This is a genomic window from Pseudomonas alcaligenes, assembly GCF_041729615.1.
Lineage (GTDB): Bacteria > Pseudomonadota > Gammaproteobacteria > Pseudomonadales > Pseudomonadaceae > Aquipseudomonas > Aquipseudomonas alcaligenes_B.
Genome location: NZ_CP154874.1, coordinates 4,055,388 through 4,080,154, shown reverse-complemented (window position 1 = coordinate 4,080,154; position 24,767 = coordinate 4,055,388). Strand labels below are relative to the sequence as shown.

Below are 24,767 nucleotides of genomic sequence, written 5' to 3'. Positions count from 1 at the left end.
TTCGGCTCACACCCCGCTGAGAACGCCCCATGCACGACACCCGCTGGATCTGGCAGCACCCTGACTGGCCGCACTTCACCTGGCAGGCCGACGCCCTCGCCGCGCCACTGCGGGCCTGCGCCCAGGCACAGGGCAAGCTGCTCGGCATGGCCGGCGCGGTCGGCGCCGAGGCCGAGGCGCAGAACAGCCTGGACGCCCTGCTGCAGAACATCCTTACCTCCTCGGCCATCGAGGGTGAGCAGCTCAACGTCGGCTCGGTACGCTCGTCCCTGGCGCGCCGCCTGGGCCTGGCCGCCGAAGGCAAACCCAGCGCCCGCAGCGAAGGACTGGCCGAACTGCTGCTCGACGCCACCGGCAACCACCAGCAGCCCCTCACCCGCGAGCGCCTGCTCTGCTGGCACCGCTGGCTGTTCCCGGCCGACGACTTCCCGCTGGCCAGCCGCATCCGTGTCGGCGCGCTGCGCGGCGAGGAACCCATGCAGGTGGTCTCCGGCCGGCTGGACAACCCCACCGTGCACTTCGAGGCTCCGCCCCGCGCGGCGCTGGAGCCGCAGCTGGACGCCTTCCTCGCCTGGTTCGAGCACAGCCGCGCGGACGCCAGCCTCGACCCGCTGCTGCGCGCCGGCATCGCCCATTTCTGGTTCGTCACCCTGCACCCCTTCGACGATGGCAACGGCCGCCTCACTCGCGCCCTCACCGACCTTGCCCTGGCGCAGAGCGAGCGCCAGGCCATCCGCTTCTACGCCATGTCGGCGAGCATCCTCGACGACCGCGCCGGCTACTACCGCATCCTCGAAACCAGCCAGCGCGGCACGCCGGACCTCACCGCCTGGCTGCAGTGGTTCCTCGCCACCCTGCTGCGCAGCCTGGAGCAGGCGCTGTCCCGTATCGACCGCCTGCTGGCCAAGGCGCGCTTCTGGCAGCAGTACCGCGCGGCGCCGCTGTCCGCCGAGCAGGTCAAGGTGCTCAACCGCCTGCTCGATGGCGGCGACAAGGGCTTCGAGGCCGGCATCAGCGCCGCCCAGTACCAGGCCGTGGCCCAGGTCTCCAAGGCCACCGCCACCCGCCACCTGAGCGATCTGCTGGAAAAAGGCTGCCTCACCCGCCTGCCCGGCGGCGGCCGCAGCACCCGTTACCAGATCAACCGGCCCGGCAGCGCCCTGCCTGGCCCCACCACCGAGTAAGCCATGACCAACACCGATATCGTCCAGAAACTCTGGAGCCTCTGCGACGTCCTGCGCGACGACGGCATCAACTACAGCGACTACGTCACCGAGCTGGTCCTGCTGCTGTTTATCAAGATGGAATACGAGCAGGTGCAGAACGGCAGCGGCTTCGAGCACAAGCTGCCCGCAGGCGCGCGCTGGCCGGACCTCACCGGCAAGTCCGGCCTCACCCTGCTCAACCACTACCGGCAGATGCTGCTGGACCTGGGCAAGAGCAGCGACCCGCTGATCGCCGCCATCTACGCCGACGCCCAGACCCGCCTCAAGGAGCCGCGCCACCTCGACCAGCTGATCCAGAGCCTGGACGGCATCGACTGGTTCAGCGCCCGCCAGGACGGCCTTGGCGACCTCTACGAAGGCCTGCTGGAAAAGAACGCCAGCGAAACCAAGTCCGGCGCCGGCCAGTACTTCACCCCGCGACCGCTGATCGACAGCATCATCCGCGTCATCCAGCCGCAACCCGGCGAAGTGATCCAGGACCCGGCCGCCGGCACCGCCGGCTTCCTCATTGCCGCCGATGCCTACATCAAGCAGCACAGCGACGATCACTACGACCTCAACGACCGCGAGCGCGCCTTCCAGCGCAACCAGGCCTTCGTCGGCATCGAGCTGGTGCCAGGCACCCGCCGCCTGGCCCTGATGAACTGCCTGCTGCACGGCATGGAAGGCGACGCCGAGGGCGTGGTGCACCTGGGCAATGCCCTCGGCCAGGCCGGCATGAACCTGCCCAAGGCCGACGTCATCCTCTCCAACCCGCCCTTCGGCACCGCCAAGGGCGGCGGCGGCCCCACCCGCGACGACCTCACCTACAAGACCAGCAACAAGCAGCTGGCCTTCCTCCAGCACATCTACCGTGGCCTCAAGCCTGGCGGCCGCGCGGCGGTCGTATTGCCGGACAACGTCCTGTTCGAGGCCGGCGTCGGCACCGACGTGCGCTGCGATCTGATGGACAAGTGCAACCTGCACACCATCCTGCGCCTGCCCACCGGCATCTTCTACGCCCAGGGCGTGAAGACCAACGTGCTGTTCTTCCAGAAAGGCTCGCCCGACGACGCCTACCAGAGCGAAGGCTGCACCCGCAGCGTGTGGATCTATGACCTGCGCACCAACATGCCCAGCTTCGGCAAGCGCACCCCCTTCGGCGCCCAGCACCTCAAAGCCTTCGAGGACGCCTACGGCACCGATGCCAACGGCACCAGCCCGCGCGCCGAGAATGTCGAAGGCATCGGCGAGCAGAGCCGCTTCCGCGTCTTTACCCGCGAACAGATCCGCGAGCGTGGCGACTCGCTGGATATCAGCTGGCTCAAGGATGCCGACAGCCTGGATGTCAGCGAGCTGCCGGCGCCCGAAGTGCTGGCCGGTGAGGCCATGGCCGAGCTGACCGAAGCGCTGCGTGAGCTGGATCAGCTGATGCAGGCGCTGGGGGCTGGGGATGAGGCGGAGCAGCAGAAAAGGATGCTGGCGGAGGTGATGGGGCTTTCGGTGGTTCAGGAGGCTGGGGATGAGTGAGCTGCCGGCTGGGTGGGCTCGCAGGCCTATAACCGATACGGCCGCGCTAATTCGCGGCGTGACTTACAACAAAACACAGAGCAGCGATACGCCACTTCCCGGCTATGTGCCGATATTAAGAGCCAACAATATCCAGGCAGGAAAATTAAATACTTCTGATCTGGTGTATGTGCCTGAGGATTGCGTAACCCCGCAGCAAATAGTTAGGTCAGGGGACATTGTTGTCGCCATGTCCAGTGGCAGCAAGAGTGTTGTAGGCAAGGCGGCAAGATCTGACTCTGACTGGACGGGAGCCTTTGGGGCCTTCTGTGGTGTCCTGCGCCCAAGCACAGAAATCGACGCGCGATATTTGCATTTCTTCACCCAAGGTGCCGAGTACAGGACGCGCGTGTCTGAGCTATCCGCCGGGGTCAACATTAACAACCTGAAGCCGGCACACTTTGAGGTAATTGATATCCCGGTTGCGCCGCTCGCCGAACAAACCCGCATCGCCCAAAAACTCGATGAGCTACTGGCCCAGGTCGACACTATCAAAGCCCGCATCGACGCCATCCCCGCCCTGCTCAAACGCTTCCGCCAATCCGTCCTCGCCGCCGCCGTTTCCGGGCGGTTGACGGAGGAGTGGCGGACCGCCAATGCATCGGCTGATAATGGCTGGGGCATGATTCGTATAGATCAAGCCACTAAAGAAGAAAGATACTCGCTAGCAATAGGCCCCTTTGGTAGCAACCTGAAAGTTTCAGACTACCGAGATGAGGGAAAGCCACTCGTCTTTGTTCGAGAAATACGTGCCGAGCGCTTTGGTGATGAAAAAACAAAATTCATCACACCGGAGAAGTTCGCAGAGCTGAGTGCACATCAAATCTCCGCCGGAGACATTCTAATAACGAAAATGGGAGACCCACCCGGCGACGTTGCTATTTACCCAGAAAGTGCGCCAGACGCTGTCATTACAGCAGACTGCATAAAGCTAAGGATCAATGAATCAATAATTTCTCGGAAATTTGCCTATTTTCAGATGAAATCAGAACTATTCAGGCAAAAGATCCAAGAGATTTCTGCCGGCGTAGCTCAGCAAAAAGTCAGCCTTGGTAATTTTAGAGAGCTAGACCTACTCGTACCTTCTCTGCAAGAGCAGGCAGAAATCGTCCGCCGCGTCGAACAACTCTTCGCCTTCGCCGATCAACTGGAAGCCAAGGTCGCCACGGCCCAGGCCCGCATCGACCGCCTGACCCAAAGCATCCTGGCCAAGGCCTTCCGTGGCGAACTGGTACCCCAAGACCCGAACGACGAGCCCGCCAGCCTGCTGCTCGAACGCATTCAGGCCCAACGCGCCGCCGCGCCGAAAGCCAAACGCGGCAGGAAAAGTGCCTGATGCTGCTGCGTGTCGACCGCCTGACTCAGCACCGTGCAGCCAAGGCCTTTGCTCGCCCCTTCCCTGGGGCTCGGCCTTCGGCCCAGCCTACGGCTGTCCAAAATCGCTCCCGGCGATTTTGTCGAGGCGAACGGATGCCCCAAGACCCGAACGACGAACCCGCCAGCCTGCTGCTCGAACGCATCCAGGCCCAACGCGCCGCAGCGCCGAAAGCCAAGCGCGGCAGAAAGACCTCCGCGTGAACCTGCCAGCCAGCAGCATGCCTCAGCCCAGGTTCCGCCCTGCTGGGCGGGTTCCTTTTGGCATTGCCCCAAAAGGAACCAAAAGGTCTAGCCCCGTCATCCGGTCCGCCTGCGGCGGGATTCCCTCGCTACATCGTTGCTCCAGGGGCCGGCTTACGAGGGGCATCCATGCCCCTTTAAGCCTCTCGCCGCATCCATGCGGCTCGCCCCCCCTCCACAACGACTCCGCTTGGCCGGACGAAAGGGGCGTTCTGCGCTGCCTGCAAGTCAGTACCCACCGCCCCAAAGGCCTTGAGCGCGCACGAAACATTGATAATTCCCACGCTCCGCGTGGGAATGCAGCCCCAGGCTGCTCCGCGCCGGGCTTAAAGAGCACCACCCATAACGAAAACACAACGCCAACCACTGGAAGCAAGAAGAAGTAACGATGGAAGCCACTATCCAAAATACCCCCGCAAAACTCCTGGCCTGGCTGACAGGTGCCCTGTCCACCCTGATCGGCCTGTGCTGGGCCGTCATCACCTATGTATTCCCCGACCCAACGGTGTTCGGCCTGGGCGTGGTGAATTGGAAGACGGTCCTGACGATCTTCGCCACCTTTATCTTCATGTCAGCCCTGATGGTTTCCATCATGACCTGGCGCCTGCCTACCGTACTGCGTCGCCTCGTCAACCTGGTATTGGCCGTCGGCCTCTGCACAGGGTTCTTCGTAATCGGCATGGAGTACGCCAAGCCCTCCTTCGAGTTCGCCCAGGAACAAGACCGCATCATCGAGAATGAAAGCCCCACCTTGCTCGGCAAGCGCATGGAGATGGTCGATAACGTACGAATCAACCTGAACGGCTGCAACTTCGTCGCACAAACCCCTTCATGCGTGTTCGAGTTCACCAGTACCAACAAGGACCGCGAGATCAACGTGCGGAGTGTGAGTGCGGTATTCGAGCAGGACGGCAACAACCTGCGCCTGGAAAAGACCCTGGTGGGTAATACGGAGCTGAAGTACGGCTCCATCGAGCTGGTGCGCAACCTCACCACCAAAGTCACCCTGATCTTCCAGCAGACCCGCAACGACCTGAGCACCATTCCCTCCGTCAAGCTTGTGCTCAACGGCTTCGGCAACTATGAACAGGTGGTTAAGTTCAACGAAGTAGCCACGGCACGATAATCAGCCCTAAACCCTGATAGCCACTGGATGGGGGGCTGCGTAGGTGGAGCGCAGCGATACCCATCACCGACTCAGCAAAGGACTGCCATGAACTATCTCGCTATCCTCCAGCCGCTGCTCGACACTCTGAAATGGCTGATCCCGGCCATGCTGCTGATCAGCCTGCTGAAAACACCCTGGTTCAAGGGCTGGTTCGGCGAGCGGCTGGTGCGGGTGCTGGCCCACTATCGGCTGGATCGCCAGGTCTACCGGCGCCTGCATGACGTGACGCTGCCCACGCCGGACGGCACCACACAGATCGACCATGTGTTCCTCTCGCCCTTCGGCATCTTCGTGCTGGAGACCAAGAACATGCGCGGCTGGATCTTCGGCAGCGAGCAGCAGGCACAGTGGACGCAGCAGATCTACAAGCAGCGCTTCAAGTTCCAGAACCCGCTGCGGCAGAACTACAAGCACCTCAAGGCACTGGAGTCGGCCTTGGGCGTGGCGCCGGAGCATCTGCATTCGGTGATCGCCTTCGTCGGCGGCGCCACCCTGAAAACGCCGATGCCGGCCAACGTCACCCAGGGCGGCGGCTTTATCCGCTACATCAAGTCATTCGACCAACCGGTATTCAGCGAGGAGCAGATCGAAGCCATGCAGGCAGCCCTGCAAAGCGGCCGCCTCGCCCCGACCCTGGCCACCCAACGCGAGCATGTGCAGCGCCTCAAGCAACGCAGCGACCCAAACGCCGAGCGCCAATGCCCTAGGTGCGGTAGCGCCCTGCTGGTACGCACCGTCAAGAGCGGCCCCAAGGCCGGCCAACGCTTCTGGGGCTGCAGCGCCTTCCCTAAATGCCGCACCATGCAACCCTTGGCCTGATTTCCACACTTACAGCAGGTAGCACGGATGTCCCTACCCACCTACGACCAGTTCATCGAACCCATCCTGCGTTTTCTCGCCAGCCGCCCGGACGGCGCTCCAGCCCGCGAGGCACATGAGGCCGCTGCCCATGCACTGCAGCTGAGCCACACCCAGCGCCAGGAAACCATTGCCAGCGGCCAGGCCACTTACAAGAACCGCGCCGGTTGGGCCCACGACCGCCTCAAGCGCTCAGGGCTCTCCAGCAGCGCCAAGCGCGGCATCTGGAAGCTCACCGAAGCAGGCCTGGCATTTGCCCAAGCGCATCCCGCCCCGCTCTCACCCGATCAGGTCGAGCATCTGGCCATAGACTTCATGGATGTGAAATTGAAAACAGCCAGCGACGCGGTAGCTTTGGACGCGGAACCAGACGCTCCGCTCGCCACCAGCGCCGCTACCGCCAGTCCCGAAGAGCGCCTGGAGCAAGCTCTGAAGGAACTGCGCGCCAGCGTCGCCGGCGACCTGCTCGACAGCCTGCTGCAGGTCAGCCCGGCGCGCTTCGAGGTCATAGTGCTGGATGTGCTGCACCGCCTCGGTTACGGCGCCAACCGCGAAGACCTGCAACAGGTCGGCGGCAGCGGCGACGGCGGTATCGATGGAGTCATTTCACTGGACGCGCTGGGCCTGGAGAAGGTCTATGTGCAAGCCAAGCGCTGGCAGAACACCGTCGGCCGCCCGGAGCTGCAAGCCTTCTACGGCGCCCTCGCCGGCCAGAAGGCCAAGCGCGGCGTGTTCATCACTACCTCCGGCTTCTCCGCCCAGGCCGTCGACTTCTCCCGCTCGGTAGAGGGCATGGTGTTGGTCGACGGCCAACGCCTGGTCAATCTGATGATGGACCACGAAGTCGGCGTGACCTCGCGCCTGCTCAAACTGCCACGCCTCGATAGTGACTACTTCGACGAAGAGCTTTGATTCAAAACGCACTTGCATGGGGTGCAAGTGCGACACAAACAAAAAGGCCAGTCATTGCTGACTGGCCTTTTTGTTAGGGTTATTTGGTCGGGACGGAGTGATTCGAACACTCGACCCCTTGCACCCCATGCAAGTGCGCTACCGGGCTGCGCTACGCCCCGACGATGCTTCCGTGTTACCGGAAGCGGGGTGGACTTTACATTAAGCTGCTGAATTGTGGAAGTTTTTTTTACTGCTACAGGCTTATTTGCGCAGTACCAGTAGAACATCCTCAAGCTCGGCAATCATCTGCCGAATCAGCTGCTTGTACTGGGTGGTGTCGTCCTTGGCCTCGTCGCCGGAGAGACGCTGGCGCGCCCCGCCGATGGTGAAACCCTGGTCGTACAGAAGGGCTCGGATCTGGCGGATCATCAGCACGTCCTGGCGCTGATAGTAGCGGCGGTTGCCCCGCCGTTTCACCGGATTGAGCTGGGGAAACTCCTGCTCCCAGTAACGCAAAACATGCGGCTTGACGGCGCAGAGGTCGCTGACTTCGCCAATGGTGAAGTAGCGTTTGCCAGGGATAGGCGGCAGCTCGTCGTTATGACTTGGTTCCAGCATATGCCTCTACTCTGGCCTTCAATTTCTGGCCCGGACGAAAGGTGACGACACGGCGAGCCGTGATCGGGATTTCTTCGCCTGTCTTGGGATTACGACCTGGGCGCTGACGCTTATCGCGCAGGTCAAAATTGCCGAAACCGGACAATTTGACCTGCTCGTTGTCTTCCAGCGCGTGGCGGATTTCCTCAAAAAACAGCTCCACCAACTCCTTGGCTTCCCGCTTATTCAGGCCAAGCTCTTCATACAGACGTTCCGCCATTTCAGCTTTCGTCAGAGCCCCCATACGCTACTTCCTTAACGTGGCGTTGAACCTTTCTTCCAGCGAGGTGATGATGTTTTGCGTAGTTGTACTCACCTCATCGTCGTTAAGAGTGCGCGATGGATGTTGCCAGGTCAAGCCGACTGCCAGGCTTTTTCTATGTGGATCAATACCTTTACCGTGATAGACGTCAAATAGCTTGAGGTCAGTCAGCCATTCGCCTGCGGCCTCGCGAATGGTGGCGAGCACGGCTTCGGCCGGCTGCTCGCGATCCACCAGCAGCGCCAGGTCACGGCGCACCTCGGGGAAGCGCGACAACTCGCTGAACGCCGGCATGCGCCCGGTGGCGACTTCGGCCAGTACCAGCTCGAAGAGGAACACCGGCTGATCCAGGCCTAGGGTCTTGGCCAGCTCCGGGTGCAGCGCCCCCATGAAGCCGACCAGGCGCCCTTCCCGCTCGATACGCGCGGTCTGGCCCGGATGCAGAGCCGGGTGCTCGCCAGGTACAAAGCTGAAGGCATCGGCGGCACCGGCATAGCCCAGCAGCGCCTCGACGTCGGCCTTGAGGTCGTAGAAGTCCACGCTCTCTCGGCCGTTGGCCCAGCCTTCCGGCAGGCGGCTGCCGCTGATCACACCCGCCAGCATGGCTTCCTGCTGCAGACCTTCGAGCTGGCCGACGAAACGCAGGCCGCTCTCGAACAGGCGCACGCGCGACTGCTGGCGATTGAGGTTGTGCTCCAGCGCCTTGACCAGGCCTGGCCACAGCGAGGAACGCATGGCGGCCATGTCGGCGGAGATCGGGTTGGCCAGCTGCAGCGGCGCCACGCCCGGGCTGAACAGCTCGAACAGCTTGGGATCGATGAAGCTGTAGGTGATGGCTTCCTGATAGCCGCGAGCAACCAGCAGGCGGCGCAGGGCCGGCAGCTCGGCACGGGCTTCAGCCTTGGCCTGCGGCGCCAGACGAGCCTGCGGGTAACGCACCGGCAGGCGGTTGTAGCCGTACAGGCGGCCCAGCTCTTCGATCAGGTCCACTTCCAGGCTGATATCGAAGCGGTGGCTCGGCACGCTGACCAGCCACTGGCCAGCGCCCTGAGCGGTCACGCCCAGGCCCAGCGCGGTGAGCAGGCGCTCGACCTCGGCACCGTCCATGTCCATGCTCAGCATCTGGCTGATGCGCTCGGCACGCAGGGTGATCGGTGCGACGTTCGGCAGGTCGGCGGCGCTGGCCACTTCGATGATCGGGCCGGCTTCGCCGCCGACTATCTCCAACAGCAGCTCGGTGGCGCGCTCCATGGCGTTGCGCGCCAGCTGCGAGTCCACACCACGCTCGAAGCGGTGCGAGGAGTCGGTATGCAGGCCATAGGAGCGAGCCTTGCCGGCCACCGAGATGGTGTCGAAGAAGGCGCTCTCGAGGAACAGGTCGCGGGTCTTGCCGCTGACACCGCTGTGCTCGCCCCCCATCACGCCGGCGATGGCCAGGGCGCGGTTGTGGTCGGCGATCACCAGGGTGTCGGCGCGCAGGCTGACTTCCTGGCCGTCCAGCAGGACCAGCTTCTCGCCCTCTTCCGCCATGCGTACGCGGATGCCGCCGTTGATCTCGGCGAGGTCGAAGGCGTGCATCGGCTGGCCGAGCTCGAGCATCACGTAGTTGGTGATGTCGACGGCGGCGTCGATACTGCGGATATCGGAACGGCGCAGGCGCTCGACCATCCACAGCGGAGTCGGCTTGGACAGGTCGACGTTGCGGATGACCCGGCCCAGGTAGCGCGGGCAGGCCTTGGGCGCCAGCACTTCGACCGGACGCACTTCGTCATGGGCGGCGGCGACCGGCGCGATGGACACCGCCGTGACCGGCGCGCCGTAGATGGCACCGACTTCGCGCGCCAGGCCGGCCAGCGACAGGCAGTCGCCGCGGTTGGGGGTCAGGCCGATCTCGATGCTGGCATCGTCCAGGCCCAGATAGGCGCGGATGTCCTGGCCCACCGGAGCGTCTGCCGCCAGCTCCATCAGGCCGCTGTTGTCGTCGCTGATCTGCAGCTCAGAGGCCGAGCAGAGCATGCCCTGGGACTCCACGCCGCGCAGCTTGGCCTGCTTGATCTTGAAGTCGCCCGGCAGCTCAGCGCCGATCATGGCGAAGGGGATCTTGATGCCGGCACGGGCGTTGGGCGCACCGCAGACCACTTGGAAGGTGGCACTGCCGTTGCTGACCTGGCACACGCGCAGCTTGTCGGCGTCCGGGTGCTGTTCGGCACTGAGGATCTCGCCCACCACCACGCCGCTGAACTGGCCGGCGACCGGGATCACGGCGTCCACTTCCAGGCCGACCATGGACAGGCGGGCCACCAGTTCGTCGCGCGAAACGGCCGGATTTACCCAGCTGCGCAGCCACTGTTCACTGAATTTCATGCTGTCTGTTCTCCATTAAGCGAATTCGATACGGGTCATGCGGCTAGCGGAATTGCGCCAGGAACCGCAGGTCGTTATCGAAGAACAGGCGCAAGTCGTTGACGCCGTAACGCAGCATGGCCAGGCGCTCGACGCCCATGCCGAAGGCGAAGCCCTGGTACTTCTCCGGATCGATGCCGGACATGCGCAGCACGTTCGGATGCACCATGCCGCAACCCATCACTTCCAGCCAGCCGGTCTGCTTGCACACGCGGCAACCCTTGCCGGAGCACATCACGCACTGCATGTCGACTTCAGCCGACGGCTCGGTGAAGGGGAAGAAGGACGGACGGAAACGCACGCCCAGCGGCTTCTCGAAGAACACCCGGAGGAATTCTTCAATGGTGCCCTTGAGGTCGGCGAAACTGATGCCCTCGTCGACCAGCAGACCTTCGACCTGGTGGAACATCGGCGAGTGGGTGATATCGGAGTCGCAGCGATAGACGCGGCCGGGGCAGACGATGCGGATCGGCGGCTGCTGCGATTCCATGGTGCGCACCTGCACCGGCGAGGTATGGGTGCGCAGCAGCATATTCGCGTTGAAATAGAAGGTGTCATGCATCGCCCGCGCCGGGTGGTGGCCGGGAATGTTAAGGGCTTCGAAGTTGTGGTAGTCGTCTTCGACTTCCGGCCCCTCGGCCACGCTGTAGCCGATGTGGGTGAAGAACTGTTCGACGCGTTCCAGGGTACGGGTGACCGGATGCAGGCCACCGGAGGCCTGGCCGCGGCCCGGCAGGGTCACGTCGATGCGCTCGGACGCCAGCTTCTCGGCGAGCAGAGCCTGCTCCAGCACGGATTTGCGGGCGTTCAGGGCGTCCTGAACCTGGTTCTTGGCGGCATTGATCAGGGCGCCGGCCTGCGGACGCTCTTCGGCGGAGAGTTTGCCGAGGGTCTGCATCAGGGCGGTGAGCTCACCCTTCTTGCCGAGATACTGCACCCGGAGCTGCTCCAGGGTGTTGACGTCTGCGGTGTTTTGCACGGCCTCAAGCGCTTGCGAGACCAATGCATCCAGGTTTTCCATGTACGGACTCCAGATACGAAATAGGGGAAGAGCTCGAAGGCTCTTCCCCTATCTTTGACGTTGCCACCGGGCAAGCCCGGTGATTGTCGGGGGACTTAAGCCAGAACGGCCTTAGCTTTCTCGACAATCGCAGCAAACGCCGCTTTTTCGTTCACTGCCAGATCGGCCAGAACCTTACGATCGATCTCGATGGTCGCTTTCTTCAGACCAGCGATCAGACGGCTGTAGGACAGACCGTTCTGACGAGCACCGGCGTTGATACGAGCGATCCACAGAGCGCGGAACTGACGCTTGCGCTGACGGCGGTCACGGTAGGCGTACTGGCCTGCCTTGATCACAGCCTGCTTGGCAACGCGGAACACGCGCGAACGCGCGCCGTAGTAGCCTTTGGCGAGTTTCAGGATTTTTTTGTGACGAGCACGAGCGATAACGCCACGCTTAACACGAGCCATGAGTATTTACCTCTAAGTATCTTGACCGATTAACGAACGCGCAGCATGCGCTCGACTTTTGCCTTGTCCGACGGATGCATCAGCTCGCTACCGCGCAGTTGACGCTTACGCTTGGTGGACATTTTGGTCAGGATGTGGCTCTTGAAAGCGTGCTTGTGCTTGTAGCCGGCCGCGGTTTTCAGGAAACGCTTGGCCGCGCCGCTTTTGGTTTTCATCTTTGGCATGTTTTGTACTCCGCATTCATTAACAACTGATAACCATCAGGCCTGCCAGTGCCCGGGAGGTTATTTACGCTTCTTGGGAGCGATGACCATCATCAGCTGGCGTCCTTCCAGCTTAGGATGCTGTTCGACGGTACCGATTTCGGCGAGGTCGTTTTCGACCCGCTTCAGCAGTTCCATCCCCAGCTCCTGGTGGGCCATCTCACGACCACGGAATCGCAAGGATACCTTGGCCTTGTCCCCTTCATTAAGGAAACGTACCAGGTTGCGTAGTTTTACCTGGTAATCCCCTTCTTCCGTCCCTGGACGAAACTTGATTTCTTTGATCTGTTGCTGGTGCTGGTTCTTCTTCGCAGCAGCAGCCTGCTTCTTCTTCTCGAACAGGTGCTTGCCGTAGTCCATGATGCGGCAAACCGGCGGAACTGCGTCAGCCGAGATCTCTACCAGATCCAGCTTGGCCTCTTCGGCCACGCGCAGTGCTTCATCGATCGAAACAATACCGATCTGCTCGCCATCCGCACCAATCAGGCGGACCTCACGAGCGGTAATGTTCTCGTTGATAGGCGCCTTGGGGGCGGCCCGCTTATCCTGTCTCATTTCACGCTTAATAATGATTACTCCGAATCTTGGCGACCACGCCGGGAAACCGCTTGCTTGAGCTGATCGGCGAATTGTTCCAGAGGCATGGAGCCCAGGTCGACACCTTCGCGGGTACGCACAGCAACGGATCGTGTCTCAACTTCCCTGTCGCCAATAACCAGGAGATAGGGAACCTTGAGCAAAGTATGCTCGCGGATTTTAAAGCCGATTTTTTCGTTTCTCAAGTCGGACTTGGCACGAAATCCGCTTTGGTTGAGGGTTTTCTCGACTTCCAGGGCAAAATCGGCCTGCTTGTCGGTGATATTCATCACCACCGCCTGGGCCGGCGCTAGCCAGGCCGGGAACTGCCCGGCGTAATGCTCGATGAGCATGCCGATGAAACGCTCGAAGGAACCCAGGATGGCGCGATGCAGCATCACCGGACGCTTGCGCCCGTTATCTTCGGCGATATAGCTGGCATCCAGGCGCTCCGGCAGGTTCGGATCGTACTGCAGGGTACCGCACTGCCAGTTGCGACCAAGGCAGTCCTTGAGTGTGAACTCGATCTTCGGACCATAGAAAGCCCCCTCGCCCGGCTGGTATTCCCAGGCCAGGCCGGATTCGTTCAGCGCATCGGCCAGGGCGGTTTCGGCGCGATCCCACAGCTCGTCGGAACCCACGCGCTTGGCCGGACGAGTGGACAGCTTCATGGTGATGTCGGAGAAGCCGAAGTCTGCGTAGACCTGCAGGGTCAGCTTGATGAAATCGGCCGCCTCCTTCTTCACCTGATCCTCGGTGCAGAAGATGTGCGCATCATCCTGGGTGAAGCCGCGCACACGCATGATGCCGTGCAGCGCTCCGGACGGCTCGTTGCGGTGACAGGCACCGAACTCGGCCAGTCGCAGCGGCAGGTCGCGGTAGGACTTCAGGCCCTGATTGAAGATCTGCACATGACACGGGCAGTTCATCGGCTTCACCGCGTAGTCGCGGTTTTCCGAGTTGGTGGTGAACATGTTCTCGGCATAGTTCGACCAGTGCCCCGAGCGCTCCCAGAGGATGCGATCGACCACCTGCGGCGTGCGCACCTCGACATAGCCGTGCTCGCGCTGCACCTGGCGCATGTACTGCTCCAGCACCTGATAGACGGTCCAGCCGTTCGGATGCCAGAACACCATGCCCGGCGCCTCTTCCTGCAGGTGGAACAGGTCCAGCTGCTTGCCGATGCGGCGATGGTCGCGCTTCTCGGCCTCCTCGATACGCTGGATATAGGCCGCCAGCTGCTTCTTGTCCGCCCAGGCGGTGCCGTAGATGCGCTGCAGCTGCTCGTTCTTCGAGTCGCCGCGCCAGTAGGCGCCGGAGATCTTGGTCAGCTTGAAGGACTTGAGGAAGCGGGTATTGGGCACGTGCGGGCCACGACACATATCCACGTACTCTTCATGGAAGTACAACCCCATGGCCTGCTCGTCCGGCATGTCGTCGATCAGGCGCAGCTTGTATTCCTCGCCACGCGCCTTGAACAGCTCGATGACCTCGGCACGCGGCGTCATCTTCTTGATGACGTCGTAGTCCTTGTCGATCAGCTCGGCCATGCGCTTCTCGATGGCCGCCATGTCTTCCGGCGTAAAAGGGCGATCGATGGCAATGTCGTAATAGAAGCCTTCTTCGATCACCGGACCGATGACCATCTTGGCGTTCGGATAGAGCTGCTTGACCGCATGACCCACCAGATGCGCACAGGAGTGGCGAATGATCTCCAGCCCTTCCTCGTCCTTCGGCGTGATGATCTGCAGGGTCGCATCGGTCTCGATCAGGTCGCAGGCATCCACCTGCTTGCCATTGACCTTGCCAGCCAGAGTGGCCTTGGCCAGACCAGCACCGATGGACTGAGCCACCTCGAGCACGGATACCGGATGATCGAACGAACGCTGACTGCCGTCGGGAAGAGTAATGGTGGGCATGGCGCCTCCTCTCCTAGTGGTGACCCCTACCAAAGGTCACATGGGTTGGGATGAGCCAGGAAGCGATCCGGCGGTATACCTGCCTGACGATGGCAGGAGCCTTGCGGGCCAACCAGAACCGAACCAGAGTCACTGGAGGTAAACAGAATCGCGGATGCTTCCAGAAAGCCTATTCTCTGGCAAGCAGCCAATAAAAAAGGGGTCGTATCAACGACCCCTTTCGGATTTGGTAGGCACAATTGGACTCGAACCAACGACCCCCACCATGTCAAGGTGGTGCTCTAACCAACTGAGCTATGTGCCTGCAATGGAGGCGCATTTTAGGGAGATTCGCCGGAGTGTCAACACCTTTTTTCGCTAAGCCTCTGAAAAAGTGGATTTTTTGCCGCACAGCGCCACGTTGAAAATTTTGCACAGAGGCTAGCCGGCGCATTTTGACTCGGGTAGCATCCGCTAATTCCGTAAAAAATAAAGAACATAGGTTCAAATATGGCGCACACCTCCTACCCCCAGTCCTACTACGCCGCTTCGGCCAATCCGGTTCCGCAGCGCCCGGCGCTGCAGGGCGAGACCGAGACCGATGTCTGCATCATCGGCGCTGGCTACACCGGCCTGTCGACCGCCCTGTTCCTGCTGGAGAACGGCTTCAAGGTCAGCATCGTCGAGGCGGCCAAGGTCGGCTTCGGCGCCTCCGGCCGCAACGGCGGCCAGATCGTCAACAGCTACAGCCGCGACATCGACGTGATCGAACGCACCGTCGGCCCCAAGCAGGCCCAACTGATGGGCCAGATGGCCTTCGAAGGCGGCCGCATCATCCGCGAGCGCATCGCCAAGTACGACATCAAGTGCGACCTGAAGGACGGTGGCGTGTTTGCCGCCTTCACGCCCAAGCAGATGAAGCACCTGGAAGCACAGAAGAAGCTGTGGGAGCGCTTCGGCCATACCCAGCTGGAGATCATGGACGCCCAGCGCATCCGCGAAGTGGTCAAGACCGAGAACTACATCGGCGGCATGCTCGACATGAGCGGTGGCCACATCCACCCACTGAACCTGGCGCTCGGTGAGGCCGCCGCCGTGGAAAGCCTGGGCGGCGTCATCTACGAACAGAGCCCGGCAGTGCGCATCGAGCGCGGCGCCAACCCGGTGGTGCATACTCCCGAAGGCCGCGTGAAGGCCAAGTTCATCGTGGTCGCCGGCAACGCCTACCTGGGCAACCTGGTGCCGGAACTGGCCGCCAAGACCATGCCCTGCGGCAGTCAGGTGATCGCCACCGAGCCGCTGAGCGAGGAAATGGCCAAGAGCCTGCTGCCGCAGGACTACTGCGTGGAAGACTGCAACTACCTGCTCGACTACTTCCGCCTGACCGGCGACCGTCGCCTGATCTACGGCGGCGGCGTGGTCTACGGCGCCAAGGACCCGGCCAACATCGAGGCGATGATCCGCCCGATGATGCTCAAGACCTTCCCGCAGCTGAAGGGCGTGAAGATCGACTACGCCTGGACCGGCAACTTCCTGCTGACCCTGTCGCGCCTGCCGCAGGTCGGTCGCATCGGCGACAACATCTACTACTCGCAGGGCTGCAGCGGCCACGGCGTGACCTACACCCACCTGGCCGGCAAGATCCTCGCCGAAGCCCTGCGTGGCCAGGCCGAGCGTTTCGACGCCTTCGGCAGCCTGCCGCACTACCCCTTCCCGGGTGGTCGTCTGTTCCGCGTGCCCTTCACCGCCATTGGCGCCTGGTACTACAGCCTGCGCGACAAGCTGGGCCTGTAACACCGACCGCAAACGAAAACGGCGCCCAAGGGCGCCGTTTTTCATTTCACCGCGCCAATCACAAGGCCAGGATGGCCTGCGCCAGCTGCATGTCATCCAGCTGCAGCTCCGGCAGCTTGCCACGGATGTGCTGGAAGGCCGCCTCCAGATGCGCACCACGGATATCACCGCGACTGGCGACGAAGCTCGCCGCGTCGTCCTTGGCCTCGCGCACCACCTTGTCGTCACCGAAGGTGGACGAGGTGACATCGGTGGTGGCATCCACCGTATTGACCATGCCGTCGGTGGTCACCACGAAGCTCGTCGCGCCCACCTGCAGGCTGCATCCCAGGGCCAGCGCCGCCAGCCAGTATCTGCTTTGCATGTTGTCATCTCCCTACGCATGAAACCTGCCAGCAGCTTAGCAGCCGAGCCATCGGCCTGTCGCCAAGTACGCTAGAATGCCCGCCGTTTTTTCCGCAGCGCACACCGATCATGCCGAACTCCATACAGCGACCAGAGCCTTCCCGCCGCTTCTCCGTGGCGCCGATGATGGATTGGACCGACCGCCACTGCCGCTTCTTTCTGCGCCAGCTGTCCAGCCGCGCCCTGCTCTACACCGAGATGGTCACCACCGGCGCACTGCTGCATGGCGATGCCCAGCGCTTCCTGCGCTATCACGACTGCGAGCACCCACTGGCCCTGCAGCTGGGCGGCAGCAATCCTGCTGATCTGGCGGCCTGCGCACGGATGGCCGAAGAGCATGGTTATGACGAGGTCAATCTCAACGTCGGCTGTCCCAGCGACCGGGTGCAGAACAACATGATCGGCGCCTGCCTGATGGGGCATCCGCAGCTGGTGGCCGACTGCGTCAGGGCCATGCGCGACGCGGTGGACATCCCGGTCACGGTCAAGCACCGCATCGGCATCAACGGCCGCGACAGTTACGCCGAGCTGTGCGACTTCGTCGGCACGGTGCGCGAGGCCGGCTGCACCAGCTTCACCGTGCATGCGCGCATCGCCATTCTCGAAGGCCTGTCGCCCAAGGAGAACCGCGAAATCCCGCCGCTGTGCTACGACGTCGCTGCGCAGCTCAAGCGCGACTTTCCCGATCTGGAAATCATCCTCAACGGCGGCATCAAGACCCTGGAAGAGTGCCAGCAGCACCTGCAGACCTTCGACGGCGTGATGCTGGGCCGCGAGGCCTACCATAATCCCTACCTGCTGGCGCAGGTCGACCAGCAGCTGTTCGGCCTGGACCGCCCGGTGATCAGCCGCGCCGAGGCGCTAACGCGCATGCGCCCCTACATCGAACGGCACCTCGCCGAGGGCGGCGCCATGCACCACGTCACCCGCCATGTGCTGGGCCTGGCCCAAGGCTTTCCAGGTGCGCGGCGCTTCCGCCAACTGCTCTCGGTGGACGTGCACAAGACCCAGGACCCGCTGGCCCTGCTCAACCAGGCCATCGAACTGCTCGCCGGCCACTGAGACGATCATTCCAGCGCGCGCGGCAGCGCTTCTCTCCCCCAGCCCGACGCCAGCAGCGGAAAAGCCCGCGCCAGACATTGAAGCGCTCCGCACGGCTCGGGTAAGGTCGGAGGCATGTAACGACAGGGCCTCGTCATGACCTCCAAGCTGGACCAACTCAAGCAGTACACCACCGTAGTCGCCGACACCGGCGACCTCGACGCCATCAGCCGGCTCAAGCCGGTGGACGCCACCACCAACCCCTCACTGCTGCTCAAGGCCGCAGCCCTGCCCCGCTATGCCGAGCTGCTGGGCAAGGCCGTGCAGGGCTGCGCCGGCGATCTGGGCCTGGCCTGCGACCGCTTCGGCGTCGCCGTCGGCCAGGAAATCCTCAAGGTGATCCCGGGGCGCATCTCCACCGAGGTGGACGCCCGCCTGTCCTTCGATACCCAGGCTACCCTGCGCCGCGCCGAGCGCCTCATCGGCCTGTACGAGCAGGCCGGCATCGGCCGCGAGCGGGTGCTGATCAAGATCGCCTCGACCTGGGAAGGCATCCGCGCCGCCGAGCAGCTGGAGAAGGCCGGCATCCAGACCAACCTGACCCTGCTGTTCTCCTTCGCCCAGGCCGTGGCCTGCGCGGACGCCGGCGTATTCCTCATCTCGCCCTTCGTCGGGCGCATCTACGACTGGTACAAGAAGGCCGAGGGCCGCGACTTCGTCGGCGCCGAGGACCCGGGCGTGAAATCCGTGTCGCGCATCTACCAGTACTACAAGGCCAACGGCTACGACACCGTGGTGATGGGCGCGAGCTTCCGCAACCTGGGCCAGATCGAGCAGCTAGCGGGCTGCGACCGCCTGACCATCAGCCCCGAGCTGCTGCAACAGCTGGCCGACGACCAGGGCCAGTTGCCGCGCCTGCTGAGCGCGGGCGCCGGTGAGCCACGCCAGGCGCTGGATGAAAGTGCCTTCCGCTGGTCGCTGAACGAGGACGCCATGGCCACCGAGAAGCTGGCCGAGGGCATCCGCCTGTTCGCCCGCGACCAGGAGAAGCTGGAGGCCCTGCTGGCCGCCCGCCACTAACCCAGGCGCAAACGAAAAGGGCGATATCCGCGGGGATATCGCCCTTTTTCATGCCCGTTTACACGGTCAGCTGCGTTCCAGGGCGCTCACCAGGTCATGGAAGGCTTCGCGGTTGGACTCGTTGAGCCCCATGAGGATGCGATGGGCTTCCAGCACCTTGGCCTTAACCACCTCTTCCGACTGATCCTGCGACGGCAGGTCGCTCAGGCACTCTGGACAGGGAATCGGCCGGTCGACGATGTTGAACACCTGATCGAAGCCCATCGATTGCAGCAGGCGGGTGATGTCCTCGTGGGTGGTGACCACGGTGGGCAACAGGCCGATCTTCTGCCGCGAGAGGATGGAGAGCTTGGCCAGCAGACCGAGAGTGGTGCTGTCGATGCTGCGGGTTTCTGTCAGATCAATGACGATCGCCGAAAAATTCAGCGCCGAGAAGATTTTTTCGATCGTTGCATCCAGCGCCGAACACAAGGTCAGGCGGATTTCACCGACGAACTTCAGGACGAAGGTACCGTCCTGCTCGGCGAACTGGATCCTACCGGGGCTATTCCCAGGATTCATGCAAGGTTCCTGCTCAACACCAGCAAGGCAATATCATCCGGCATATCGCGCAGATTGGCCAGCCCGAACACCTGGCGCAGACCATCCAGCGTGCCTCCGGCCTGGCTGACCAGTCGTGGCAGCGCGGCCTCCTTCTCTTTGAGCGTGTCGCCGGGCAAAAGGTCCAGGATGCCGTCGGACATCAGGCTCAGGCTGAAGGACTGCGGCAGCTGCATGACCTGATCCTTGTAGCTGGCTTCATCGAATAGCCCCACCGGCAGGCCGCGCCCGTCCAGATAGCGGGCCTCGCCCTCGCTGAACAGCACCGGAAGCGGCAGATGGCCGCCGATGCTGTAGGTCAGGGTGCCGTTCTGCTGGTCGATCACCCCGCCGAGCATGGTCACGTGCTTGCCCAGCTTGCAGTTGATCAAACCACGATTGATATGGCCGAGCACATCGGAGGGCTTGAACTCCGGCAACACGCCGTTGCGCTTCCACTCGTAGAGCAGGCGCGTGGTCATGAACTTGAGCAGCACGGTGACGAAGGCCGACGAGGCGCCATGGCCGGAGACATCGGCCAGGTAGAAGGCCACGCGGTGCTCGTCCACGCGGAAGTAGTCGACGAAATCGCCCGACAGGTACAGCGAGGGGATGATCTGGTGGGCGAACTGCAGGTCATCGGCCTGCCAGGGCGTGACCGGCAGCATGTTCATCTGCACCTGGCGCCCGGCGTTCTGGTCCTCCTGCAGCAGGTGCAGGCTGGCCTGCAACTCGCGATTGGCGGTCTCCAGCTTCTCGCGGTAGCGCTGGTTCTCCAGGCGCAGCTGGAAGCGATCCAGCGCGCGGCGCACCGAGTGCTCCAGCACGGCCAGATCTTCCAGGGGCTTGATCAGGTAGTCGGCGGCGCCCAGGCGCAGGGCCTCGACCGCATCGCTCATCACCCCGGCCCCGGAAACGACTATGACCGGGATCTCGCTGTTGAGCGCACTGATCCGGCGGATCAGCTCGAGGCCGTCGATCTGTGGCATGCGCAGATCGCAGATGATCAGGTCGGGTTGTTCGCGTTCGAACACTTCCAGTCCCTGCAGCCCGTTTCCGGCCTGCAGGACCTGGAAACCACTGTCCTCTAGATAGGCGGCGAGGCTCGCTCGCACCACCTCGTCATCATCGATTATCAGCAGCTTGGCGCTGGGTTTGTGCATGGGCCATCCAGGCAAACGACGCCGGAGAGAGATTGGATTTGCCGACCGGCGGGGACAGCAACACCTGCGCTCGGACGATTCACGGCGCAGACGGTACTCCCATCCGCCAGGCGATTCAAGCCGCTGCCGATTGTCGCCCGGCGCCTTTACACCTCAAATCGGCGGGGGTTATAAGACCGTCGGGGAGCACCCGAAAAACAAGAGGACAGGGTCCATGAGCCAGAACGATCGTGCCTACAGCGAGAAACGTGACTTCATCCGCATGCGACTGGAAGCACCGGTCATCCTTCACCACGCCGGCAAGGAATTCCAGGCCCAGTGCCTCGACCTGTCCAGCACCGGCATGCAGGTGGAGGCCGACTGTCAGGTCGCCATGGGTGACCGGGTGAAAGTGCACATCCCCTCCGACCACAGCGAACTCAAGGGGCTCGATGCCCAGGCGGAAGTGGTGCGGGTGACGCCACTGGACGATGGCCGAACCTCCATAGGCCTGGCCATCCTGTCGATGAGCTGAAAACGAGAAAGGCGGCCCAGGCCGCCTTTCTGCTTTCTTGTCCGGACCAATCAGAAGTCGTCCACCACCTCGCCGTCCTTCACGCGGAACTCGCGGTTCTGCAGGTAGGCGTTGCGGATGAAGATGTACTTGTCGCCGCTGACCATCTTCTCCGCCGACAGCAGGCTGGCGCGGGTGTCGACCACGTTGACCGCGCGGGTGACATTGCGCGTCGGCACATGGTCGATGTAGGGATAGGGCGTCAGATAGCTGTCCGGAATCTTGGCCGGAGCATCGCGCAGGCTGCTCGGACCGAGGAACGGGATCACCAGGTAGGGACCGCTGCCGACTCCCCAGGCCCCGAGGGTCTGGCCGAAGTCCTCGTCGTTGCGCTGCAGGCCCATCTCGCTGGCCACATCGAAGAAGCCCAGCAGGCCGAAAGTGGTATTGAAGATCAGTCGGCCGGTGTCGACGCCGGCATCGTGCAGCTTGCCCTGCAGCAGATCGTTGGCCAGGTTGCCGACATCGCCGATGTTACGGAACACGTTGTGCACGCCATCCTCGAGGAACTGCGGCGTCACCGCCTGGTAACCCTTGGCCACGGGCTTCAGGGCATAGGTATCGAGGGTGTCGTTGAAGCGGAAGACGGGACGGTTGAAGGACTCCCAGGGGTCCTCTTCGGCCGAGGCCGCCAGCGGCAGCAGCACCAGCGCACCGATCGCGCACAGGCGGGTGATCCAGCTCGCACCGATCATGGGCATTTGCAGTCTCTCCTTGGCATCAGTAGTGTGGCGGCCCGCGGCCGCCCGGGAATCTGTAAGGCCGCGCAGTATAACCACCGCCGCCCCCATATGGCAGCAGCATAGCGGACTCCAGCATGTCGGATAAACGCCTCCTCCATACCGCCCATATCCCGGTTCGCTGGGGCGACATGGACAACTACGGCCACGTCAACAACACCGTCTACCTGGAATATGTCCAGGAAGCCCGGGTGGACTGGTTCGCCCGCGTCGGCATCGATATCGACCACGCGCCGCAGGGCCCGGTGGTGCTGCAGACCCTGCACACCTACCTGAAGCCGGTGGTGCACCCGGCCACCGTGGTCATCGAGCTGTACGCCGGCGCCGTGGGCCGCAGCAGCCTGGTGGTCGAACACCGCCTGACCACCCTGGAGGACCCGCACAGTTGCTATGGCGAGGGGCACTGCAAGCTGGTGTGGGTCGACCACGCCAGCAACGCCTCGGTTGCGGTGCCGCAGAGCGTGCGCCAGGTCATGGGCGCCTAGCCGTCACGGGTTCGTCATACGGCCTGGTTACCCTGCCCCACACCCTTGGGGAAGCGAGTCAGCCATGCCTGCGCCAATGTTCAATGCCCTGCTGTTCGGCCTGACCGGCTGCCTGGTCGACCACGGTGCCCGCACCTTGCCGGTGGCCCTGCAGCACAGTGGCCTGGAGCGACTGCCCGACGACCCGCACGCCCCCGAGTTGCTGCCCGCGCTGCTGGCCAGCGCGGCCGAATGCGCGGAGGCGCTGCCGGGCGTGCCGGAGCTGCTCCACGATCTGAGCCGCCAGCAACTGCCGCATGCCTGGCTGGATGAACTGCCGGAAACGGCCTGTCGCCTGCTGGCCGAAGTGCTGCCGCCGAGCATCCGCGCCAGCCGCCCGAACTGCGCCCGCCCCTGGCCGGCCCCGGACGCGATCTGGCAGGCACTGGCCGAGCTGCAAGTGGACAGCCTGGACGGCTGCGTGCTGATCGCTAGCGAACCGCGCCTGCTGCAGGCTGGCCTCAACGCCGGGCTATGGTGTATCGGCCTGGCCAGCTGCGGTGCCCCCTGCGGCCTGGCCCTGGGCGACTGGCAGGCGCTGGCTGCCGGTGAGCGCGATAAGCTGCGAGCGCAGACCACCCTCGACCTCTATCGCCTCGGCGCCCACTCGGTGATCGATCATCCCGGTGAGCTGCCGGCCTGCCTGCAGGACCTGGCCGTGCGCCGCCAGAAAGGCGAAAAACCCTGAAATCCAAATCTCGCCGCGACCTGCTCTGGATCAGGCAGGAGCGTGCCGCGTGGATTAACCTTCAGCTATGTGGCGGCGAACCCCGGGCGAGACCAGGGGTCCACCGTGCATCATCCGGAGAAGGAGACGACCATGCCCGCACGCCTGCAGCAACACCTCCAGCAACTGCGCGAGGAACTCGCCAGCGACACGCCGCTGGATACCGAAGACCGCGCCGCCCTGCTCGAACTGATGCAGCAGATCGACCTGAAGCTGGCCAAGGAGCTGGCCAGCGACCCGGATGCCACCCTGGTCGACGGCGTCAACCTGGCGGTGGAGCGTTTCGAGAGCCAGCACCCGACCCTCACCGGCACCCTGCGCAATATCCTGCAGAGCCTGGCCAATATGGGCATCTAGCCCGAGCGCCCAACAAAAAGCCCGCATCCGCGGGCTTTTTCGTTACTGGCGCACCAGGCGGCGGTTGTCCGGCGCGATCGCCTCGGTGCTGCGGTAGGGGTTGATGTCCAGCCCGCCACGGCGCACATAGCGTGCATACACCGTCAGCCGCTCGGGCTGCAGCAGGCGCTGCAGGTCGAGGAATACCCGCTCCACGCACTGCTCATGGAAGTCCTGGTGCTGGCGGAAGCTCACCACATAGGCCAGCAGGCTCGCCGCATCCAGGCGCGGGCCGCGGTAGTCGACCACCAGGGTGCCCCAGTCCGGCTGGCCGGTGACCGGGCAGTTGGACTTCAGCAGGTGGCTGTAGAGCACCTCCTCCGCCACCTCGTCAGCGCAGCGCAGCAGCTCCGGCCGCGGATGGGCGTAGTCGCTGACGGCGATTTCCAGAGCATCGATGCAGCGCCCCGGCAGTGCGGCCACGCCCTCGGCAGCCACCTCGTCGAGGCTGCGTACACGCACGCGCACCGGCGCACCGGCGCAGGCGGACAGGTCGCGGGCCAGCACCGCCTCGACATCCGCCGCGCTGACGTATGCGCCCTGGTTCAGCGAGTTGAGGTAGAGCTTGAACGACTTGGACTCGATGATGTTCGGCGAGTCGGCCGGGATGGCGAACTCGCCGATGGCCACCACCGGCTTGCCGGAGGGCGTCAGCCAGGACAGCTCGTAGCAGTTCCAGTAGTCCACGCCCTGGTACGGCAGCTTGCCGGCCTCCAGCCCCAGTTCGGCCCACTTGGTGGTGCGGGAGATGGGAAACAGCAGTTCGGGGGCGTACTGGGAAACGTACTCGCTGGATTTGCCCAGCGGCGAGTGTTCGGCGGGATGCTGCATGGCGATGGCCTGGAAAACGAAAAACGGCGGGCATTGTACCCCATGCCCACCGCCCTCTCGTCACCCGTAACCCGGATGCAATCCGGGGGCG

Annotated in this window: 26 protein-coding genes and 2 tRNA genes; 13 read left to right on the top strand and 15 right to left on the bottom strand. The window is 63.2% G+C overall.

Features of this window, described 5'->3' with window-relative positions; genetic code table 11:
* The first annotated feature begins 29 nt into the window (after positions 1 to 29).
* The 6 genes from AAG092_RS19795 (at position 30) to AAG092_RS19770 (ending at position 7,329) form a co-directional block, all read left to right on the top strand.
* Positions 30 to 1,184 carry a Fic family protein gene (locus AAG092_RS19795; protein ID WP_373388000.1) on the top strand — a complete coding sequence of 385 codons (1,155 nt, stop codon included), beginning with the start codon at positions 30 to 32 and terminating at the stop codon, positions 1,182 to 1,184.
* Between the two features lie 3 nt (positions 1,185 to 1,187).
* Positions 1,188 to 2,735 (top strand): N-6 DNA methylase, encoded by a 1,548-nt coding sequence (locus tag AAG092_RS19790; RefSeq protein WP_373387999.1) that lies wholly within the window; start codon positions 1,188 to 1,190, stop codon positions 2,733 to 2,735.
* A complete protein-coding gene (locus tag AAG092_RS19785; RefSeq protein WP_373387998.1) occupies positions 2,728 to 4,110 on the top strand; it encodes a restriction endonuclease subunit S in 1,383 nt (460 codons plus the stop codon). The genes AAG092_RS19790 and AAG092_RS19785 overlap by 8 nt, the downstream gene beginning before the upstream one ends.
* Positions 4,111 to 4,779: 669 nt before the next feature.
* On the top strand, positions 4,780 to 5,517 hold the full coding sequence (locus AAG092_RS19780) for a hypothetical protein (protein ID WP_373387997.1): 738 nt from the start codon (positions 4,780 to 4,782) through the stop codon (positions 5,515 to 5,517).
* Between the two features lie 87 nt (positions 5,518 to 5,604).
* Positions 5,605 to 6,378 carry an NERD domain-containing protein gene (locus tag AAG092_RS19775; protein ID WP_373387996.1) on the top strand — a complete coding sequence of 258 codons (774 nt, stop codon included), beginning with the start codon at positions 5,605 to 5,607 and terminating at the stop codon, positions 6,376 to 6,378.
* 27 nt (positions 6,379 to 6,405) lie between these two features.
* Entirely contained in the window at positions 6,406 to 7,329 is a 924-nt protein-coding gene (locus tag AAG092_RS19770; RefSeq protein WP_373387995.1) for a restriction endonuclease, read from the top strand.
* A gap of 84 nt (positions 7,330 to 7,413) precedes the next feature.
* On the opposite strand, the gene AAG092_RS19765 is transcribed toward AAG092_RS19770, so the two are convergent.
* The 10 genes from AAG092_RS19765 to AAG092_RS19720 form a co-directional block, all read right to left on the bottom strand.
* Positions 7,414 to 7,490 (bottom strand) — tRNA-Pro (locus AAG092_RS19765).
* 82 nt (positions 7,491 to 7,572) lie between these two features.
* Positions 7,573 to 7,929, bottom strand: a complete 357-nt coding sequence (locus AAG092_RS19760; protein ID WP_043310659.1) for a MerR family transcriptional regulator — start codon at positions 7,927 to 7,929, stop codon at positions 7,573 to 7,575.
* Positions 7,910 to 8,212, bottom strand: coding sequence for an integration host factor subunit alpha (gene ihfA / locus AAG092_RS19755; RefSeq protein WP_002553164.1), 303 nt, complete (start codon positions 8,210 to 8,212; stop codon positions 7,910 to 7,912). Before ihfA ends, AAG092_RS19760 begins: the two co-directional genes overlap by 20 nt.
* Positions 8,213 to 8,215: 3 nt before the next feature.
* Positions 8,216 to 10,594 carry a phenylalanine--tRNA ligase subunit beta gene (pheT, locus tag AAG092_RS19750; RefSeq protein WP_373387994.1) on the bottom strand — a complete coding sequence of 793 codons (2,379 nt, stop codon included), beginning with the start codon at positions 10,592 to 10,594 and terminating at the stop codon, positions 8,216 to 8,218.
* Positions 10,595 to 10,637: 43 nt separating this feature from the next.
* Positions 10,638 to 11,654, bottom strand: a complete 1,017-nt coding sequence (gene pheS, locus AAG092_RS19745; RefSeq protein ID WP_110681987.1) for a phenylalanine--tRNA ligase subunit alpha — start codon at positions 11,652 to 11,654, stop codon at positions 10,638 to 10,640.
* 95 nt (positions 11,655 to 11,749) lie between these two features.
* Positions 11,750 to 12,106 carry a 50S ribosomal protein L20 gene (gene rplT / locus AAG092_RS19740; protein ID WP_068826439.1) on the bottom strand — a complete coding sequence of 119 codons (357 nt, stop codon included), beginning with the start codon at positions 12,104 to 12,106 and terminating at the stop codon, positions 11,750 to 11,752.
* Between the two features lie 29 nt (positions 12,107 to 12,135).
* A complete protein-coding gene (gene rpmI / locus AAG092_RS19735; protein WP_021701550.1) occupies positions 12,136 to 12,330 on the bottom strand; it encodes a 50S ribosomal protein L35 in 195 nt (64 codons plus the stop codon).
* 60 nt (positions 12,331 to 12,390) lie between these two features.
* Positions 12,391 to 12,942, bottom strand: coding sequence for a translation initiation factor IF-3 (gene infC, locus AAG092_RS19730; RefSeq protein ID WP_181418765.1), 552 nt, complete (start codon positions 12,940 to 12,942; stop codon positions 12,391 to 12,393).
* Positions 12,942 to 14,864, bottom strand: coding sequence for a threonine--tRNA ligase (thrS, locus tag AAG092_RS19725; RefSeq protein ID WP_373387993.1), 1,923 nt, complete (start codon positions 14,862 to 14,864; stop codon positions 12,942 to 12,944). The genes infC and thrS overlap by 1 nt, the downstream gene beginning before the upstream one ends.
* Before the next feature lie 227 nt (positions 14,865 to 15,091).
* Positions 15,092 to 15,168: transfer RNA gene (locus AAG092_RS19720), tRNA-Val, on the bottom strand.
* Between the two features lie 185 nt (positions 15,169 to 15,353).
* Here AAG092_RS19720 and AAG092_RS19715 point away from each other — a divergent pair.
* The gene (locus tag AAG092_RS19715; protein WP_373387992.1) at positions 15,354 to 16,637 is read left to right on the top strand and encodes an NAD(P)/FAD-dependent oxidoreductase; all 1,284 of its coding nucleotides are present in this window, start codon (positions 15,354 to 15,356) and stop codon (positions 16,635 to 16,637) included.
* Positions 16,638 to 16,695: 58 nt separating this feature from the next.
* Here AAG092_RS19715 and AAG092_RS19710 read toward each other — a convergent pair whose 3' ends face one another.
* Complete coding sequence (locus AAG092_RS19710; RefSeq protein ID WP_110681991.1) at positions 16,696 to 17,001, bottom strand: DUF2388 domain-containing protein; 306 nt, start codon at positions 16,999 to 17,001, stop codon at positions 16,696 to 16,698.
* Between the two features lie 110 nt (positions 17,002 to 17,111).
* Between AAG092_RS19710 and dusA the strand changes: the two genes are divergently transcribed.
* Both dusA and tal read left to right on the top strand, forming a co-directional pair.
* Positions 17,112 to 18,104 (top strand): tRNA dihydrouridine(20/20a) synthase DusA, encoded by a 993-nt coding sequence (gene dusA / locus AAG092_RS19705; protein WP_373387991.1) that lies wholly within the window; start codon positions 17,112 to 17,114, stop codon positions 18,102 to 18,104.
* A gap of 135 nt (positions 18,105 to 18,239) precedes the next feature.
* Complete coding sequence (gene tal / locus AAG092_RS19700; protein WP_373387990.1) at positions 18,240 to 19,163, top strand: transaldolase; 924 nt, start codon at positions 18,240 to 18,242, stop codon at positions 19,161 to 19,163.
* 66 nt (positions 19,164 to 19,229) lie between these two features.
* Here the strand turns inward: tal and rssC are convergent, their stop codons facing one another.
* The gene (rssC, locus tag AAG092_RS19695) at positions 19,230 to 19,724 is read right to left on the bottom strand and encodes an anti-sigma factor antagonist RssC (protein WP_110681994.1); all 495 of its coding nucleotides are present in this window, start codon (positions 19,722 to 19,724) and stop codon (positions 19,230 to 19,232) included.
* Positions 19,721 to 20,905: a two-component system response regulator RssB gene (rssB, locus tag AAG092_RS19690; RefSeq protein ID WP_373387989.1), complete on the bottom strand. Its 1,185-nt coding sequence runs from the start codon at positions 20,903 to 20,905 to the stop codon at positions 19,721 to 19,723. Before rssB ends, rssC begins: the two co-directional genes overlap by 4 nt.
* A 214-nt stretch (positions 20,906 to 21,119) precedes the next feature.
* Between rssB and AAG092_RS19685 the strand changes: the two genes are divergently transcribed.
* The gene (locus AAG092_RS19685) at positions 21,120 to 21,419 is read left to right on the top strand and encodes a PilZ domain-containing protein (protein ID WP_110681996.1); all 300 of its coding nucleotides are present in this window, start codon (positions 21,120 to 21,122) and stop codon (positions 21,417 to 21,419) included.
* 50 nt (positions 21,420 to 21,469) lie between these two features.
* Here AAG092_RS19685 and AAG092_RS19680 read toward each other — a convergent pair whose 3' ends face one another.
* Complete coding sequence (locus AAG092_RS19680) at positions 21,470 to 22,159, bottom strand: VacJ family lipoprotein (RefSeq protein WP_110681997.1); 690 nt, start codon at positions 22,157 to 22,159, stop codon at positions 21,470 to 21,472.
* Positions 22,160 to 22,275: 116 nt separating this feature from the next.
* Here AAG092_RS19680 and AAG092_RS19675 point away from each other — a divergent pair, with 116 nt between their 5' ends.
* From AAG092_RS19675 to AAG092_RS19665, 3 genes are all read left to right on the top strand, one after another.
* On the top strand, positions 22,276 to 22,683 hold the full coding sequence (locus AAG092_RS19675; RefSeq protein ID WP_373387988.1) for an acyl-CoA thioesterase: 408 nt from the start codon (positions 22,276 to 22,278) through the stop codon (positions 22,681 to 22,683).
* Positions 22,684 to 22,747: 64 nt separating this feature from the next.
* A complete protein-coding gene (locus AAG092_RS19670; protein ID WP_373387987.1) occupies positions 22,748 to 23,410 on the top strand; it encodes an HAD family phosphatase in 663 nt (220 codons plus the stop codon).
* Positions 23,411 to 23,542: 132 nt separating this feature from the next.
* Positions 23,543 to 23,806 (top strand): DUF4404 family protein, encoded by a 264-nt coding sequence (locus tag AAG092_RS19665; protein WP_110682000.1) that lies wholly within the window; start codon positions 23,543 to 23,545, stop codon positions 23,804 to 23,806.
* Between the two features lie 42 nt (positions 23,807 to 23,848).
* Here the strand turns inward: AAG092_RS19665 and queF are convergent, their stop codons facing one another.
* Positions 23,849 to 24,676, bottom strand: coding sequence for an NADPH-dependent 7-cyano-7-deazaguanine reductase QueF (gene queF, locus AAG092_RS19660; RefSeq protein WP_373387986.1), 828 nt, complete (start codon positions 24,674 to 24,676; stop codon positions 23,849 to 23,851).
* Between the last annotated feature and the right edge of the window lie 91 nt (positions 24,677 to 24,767).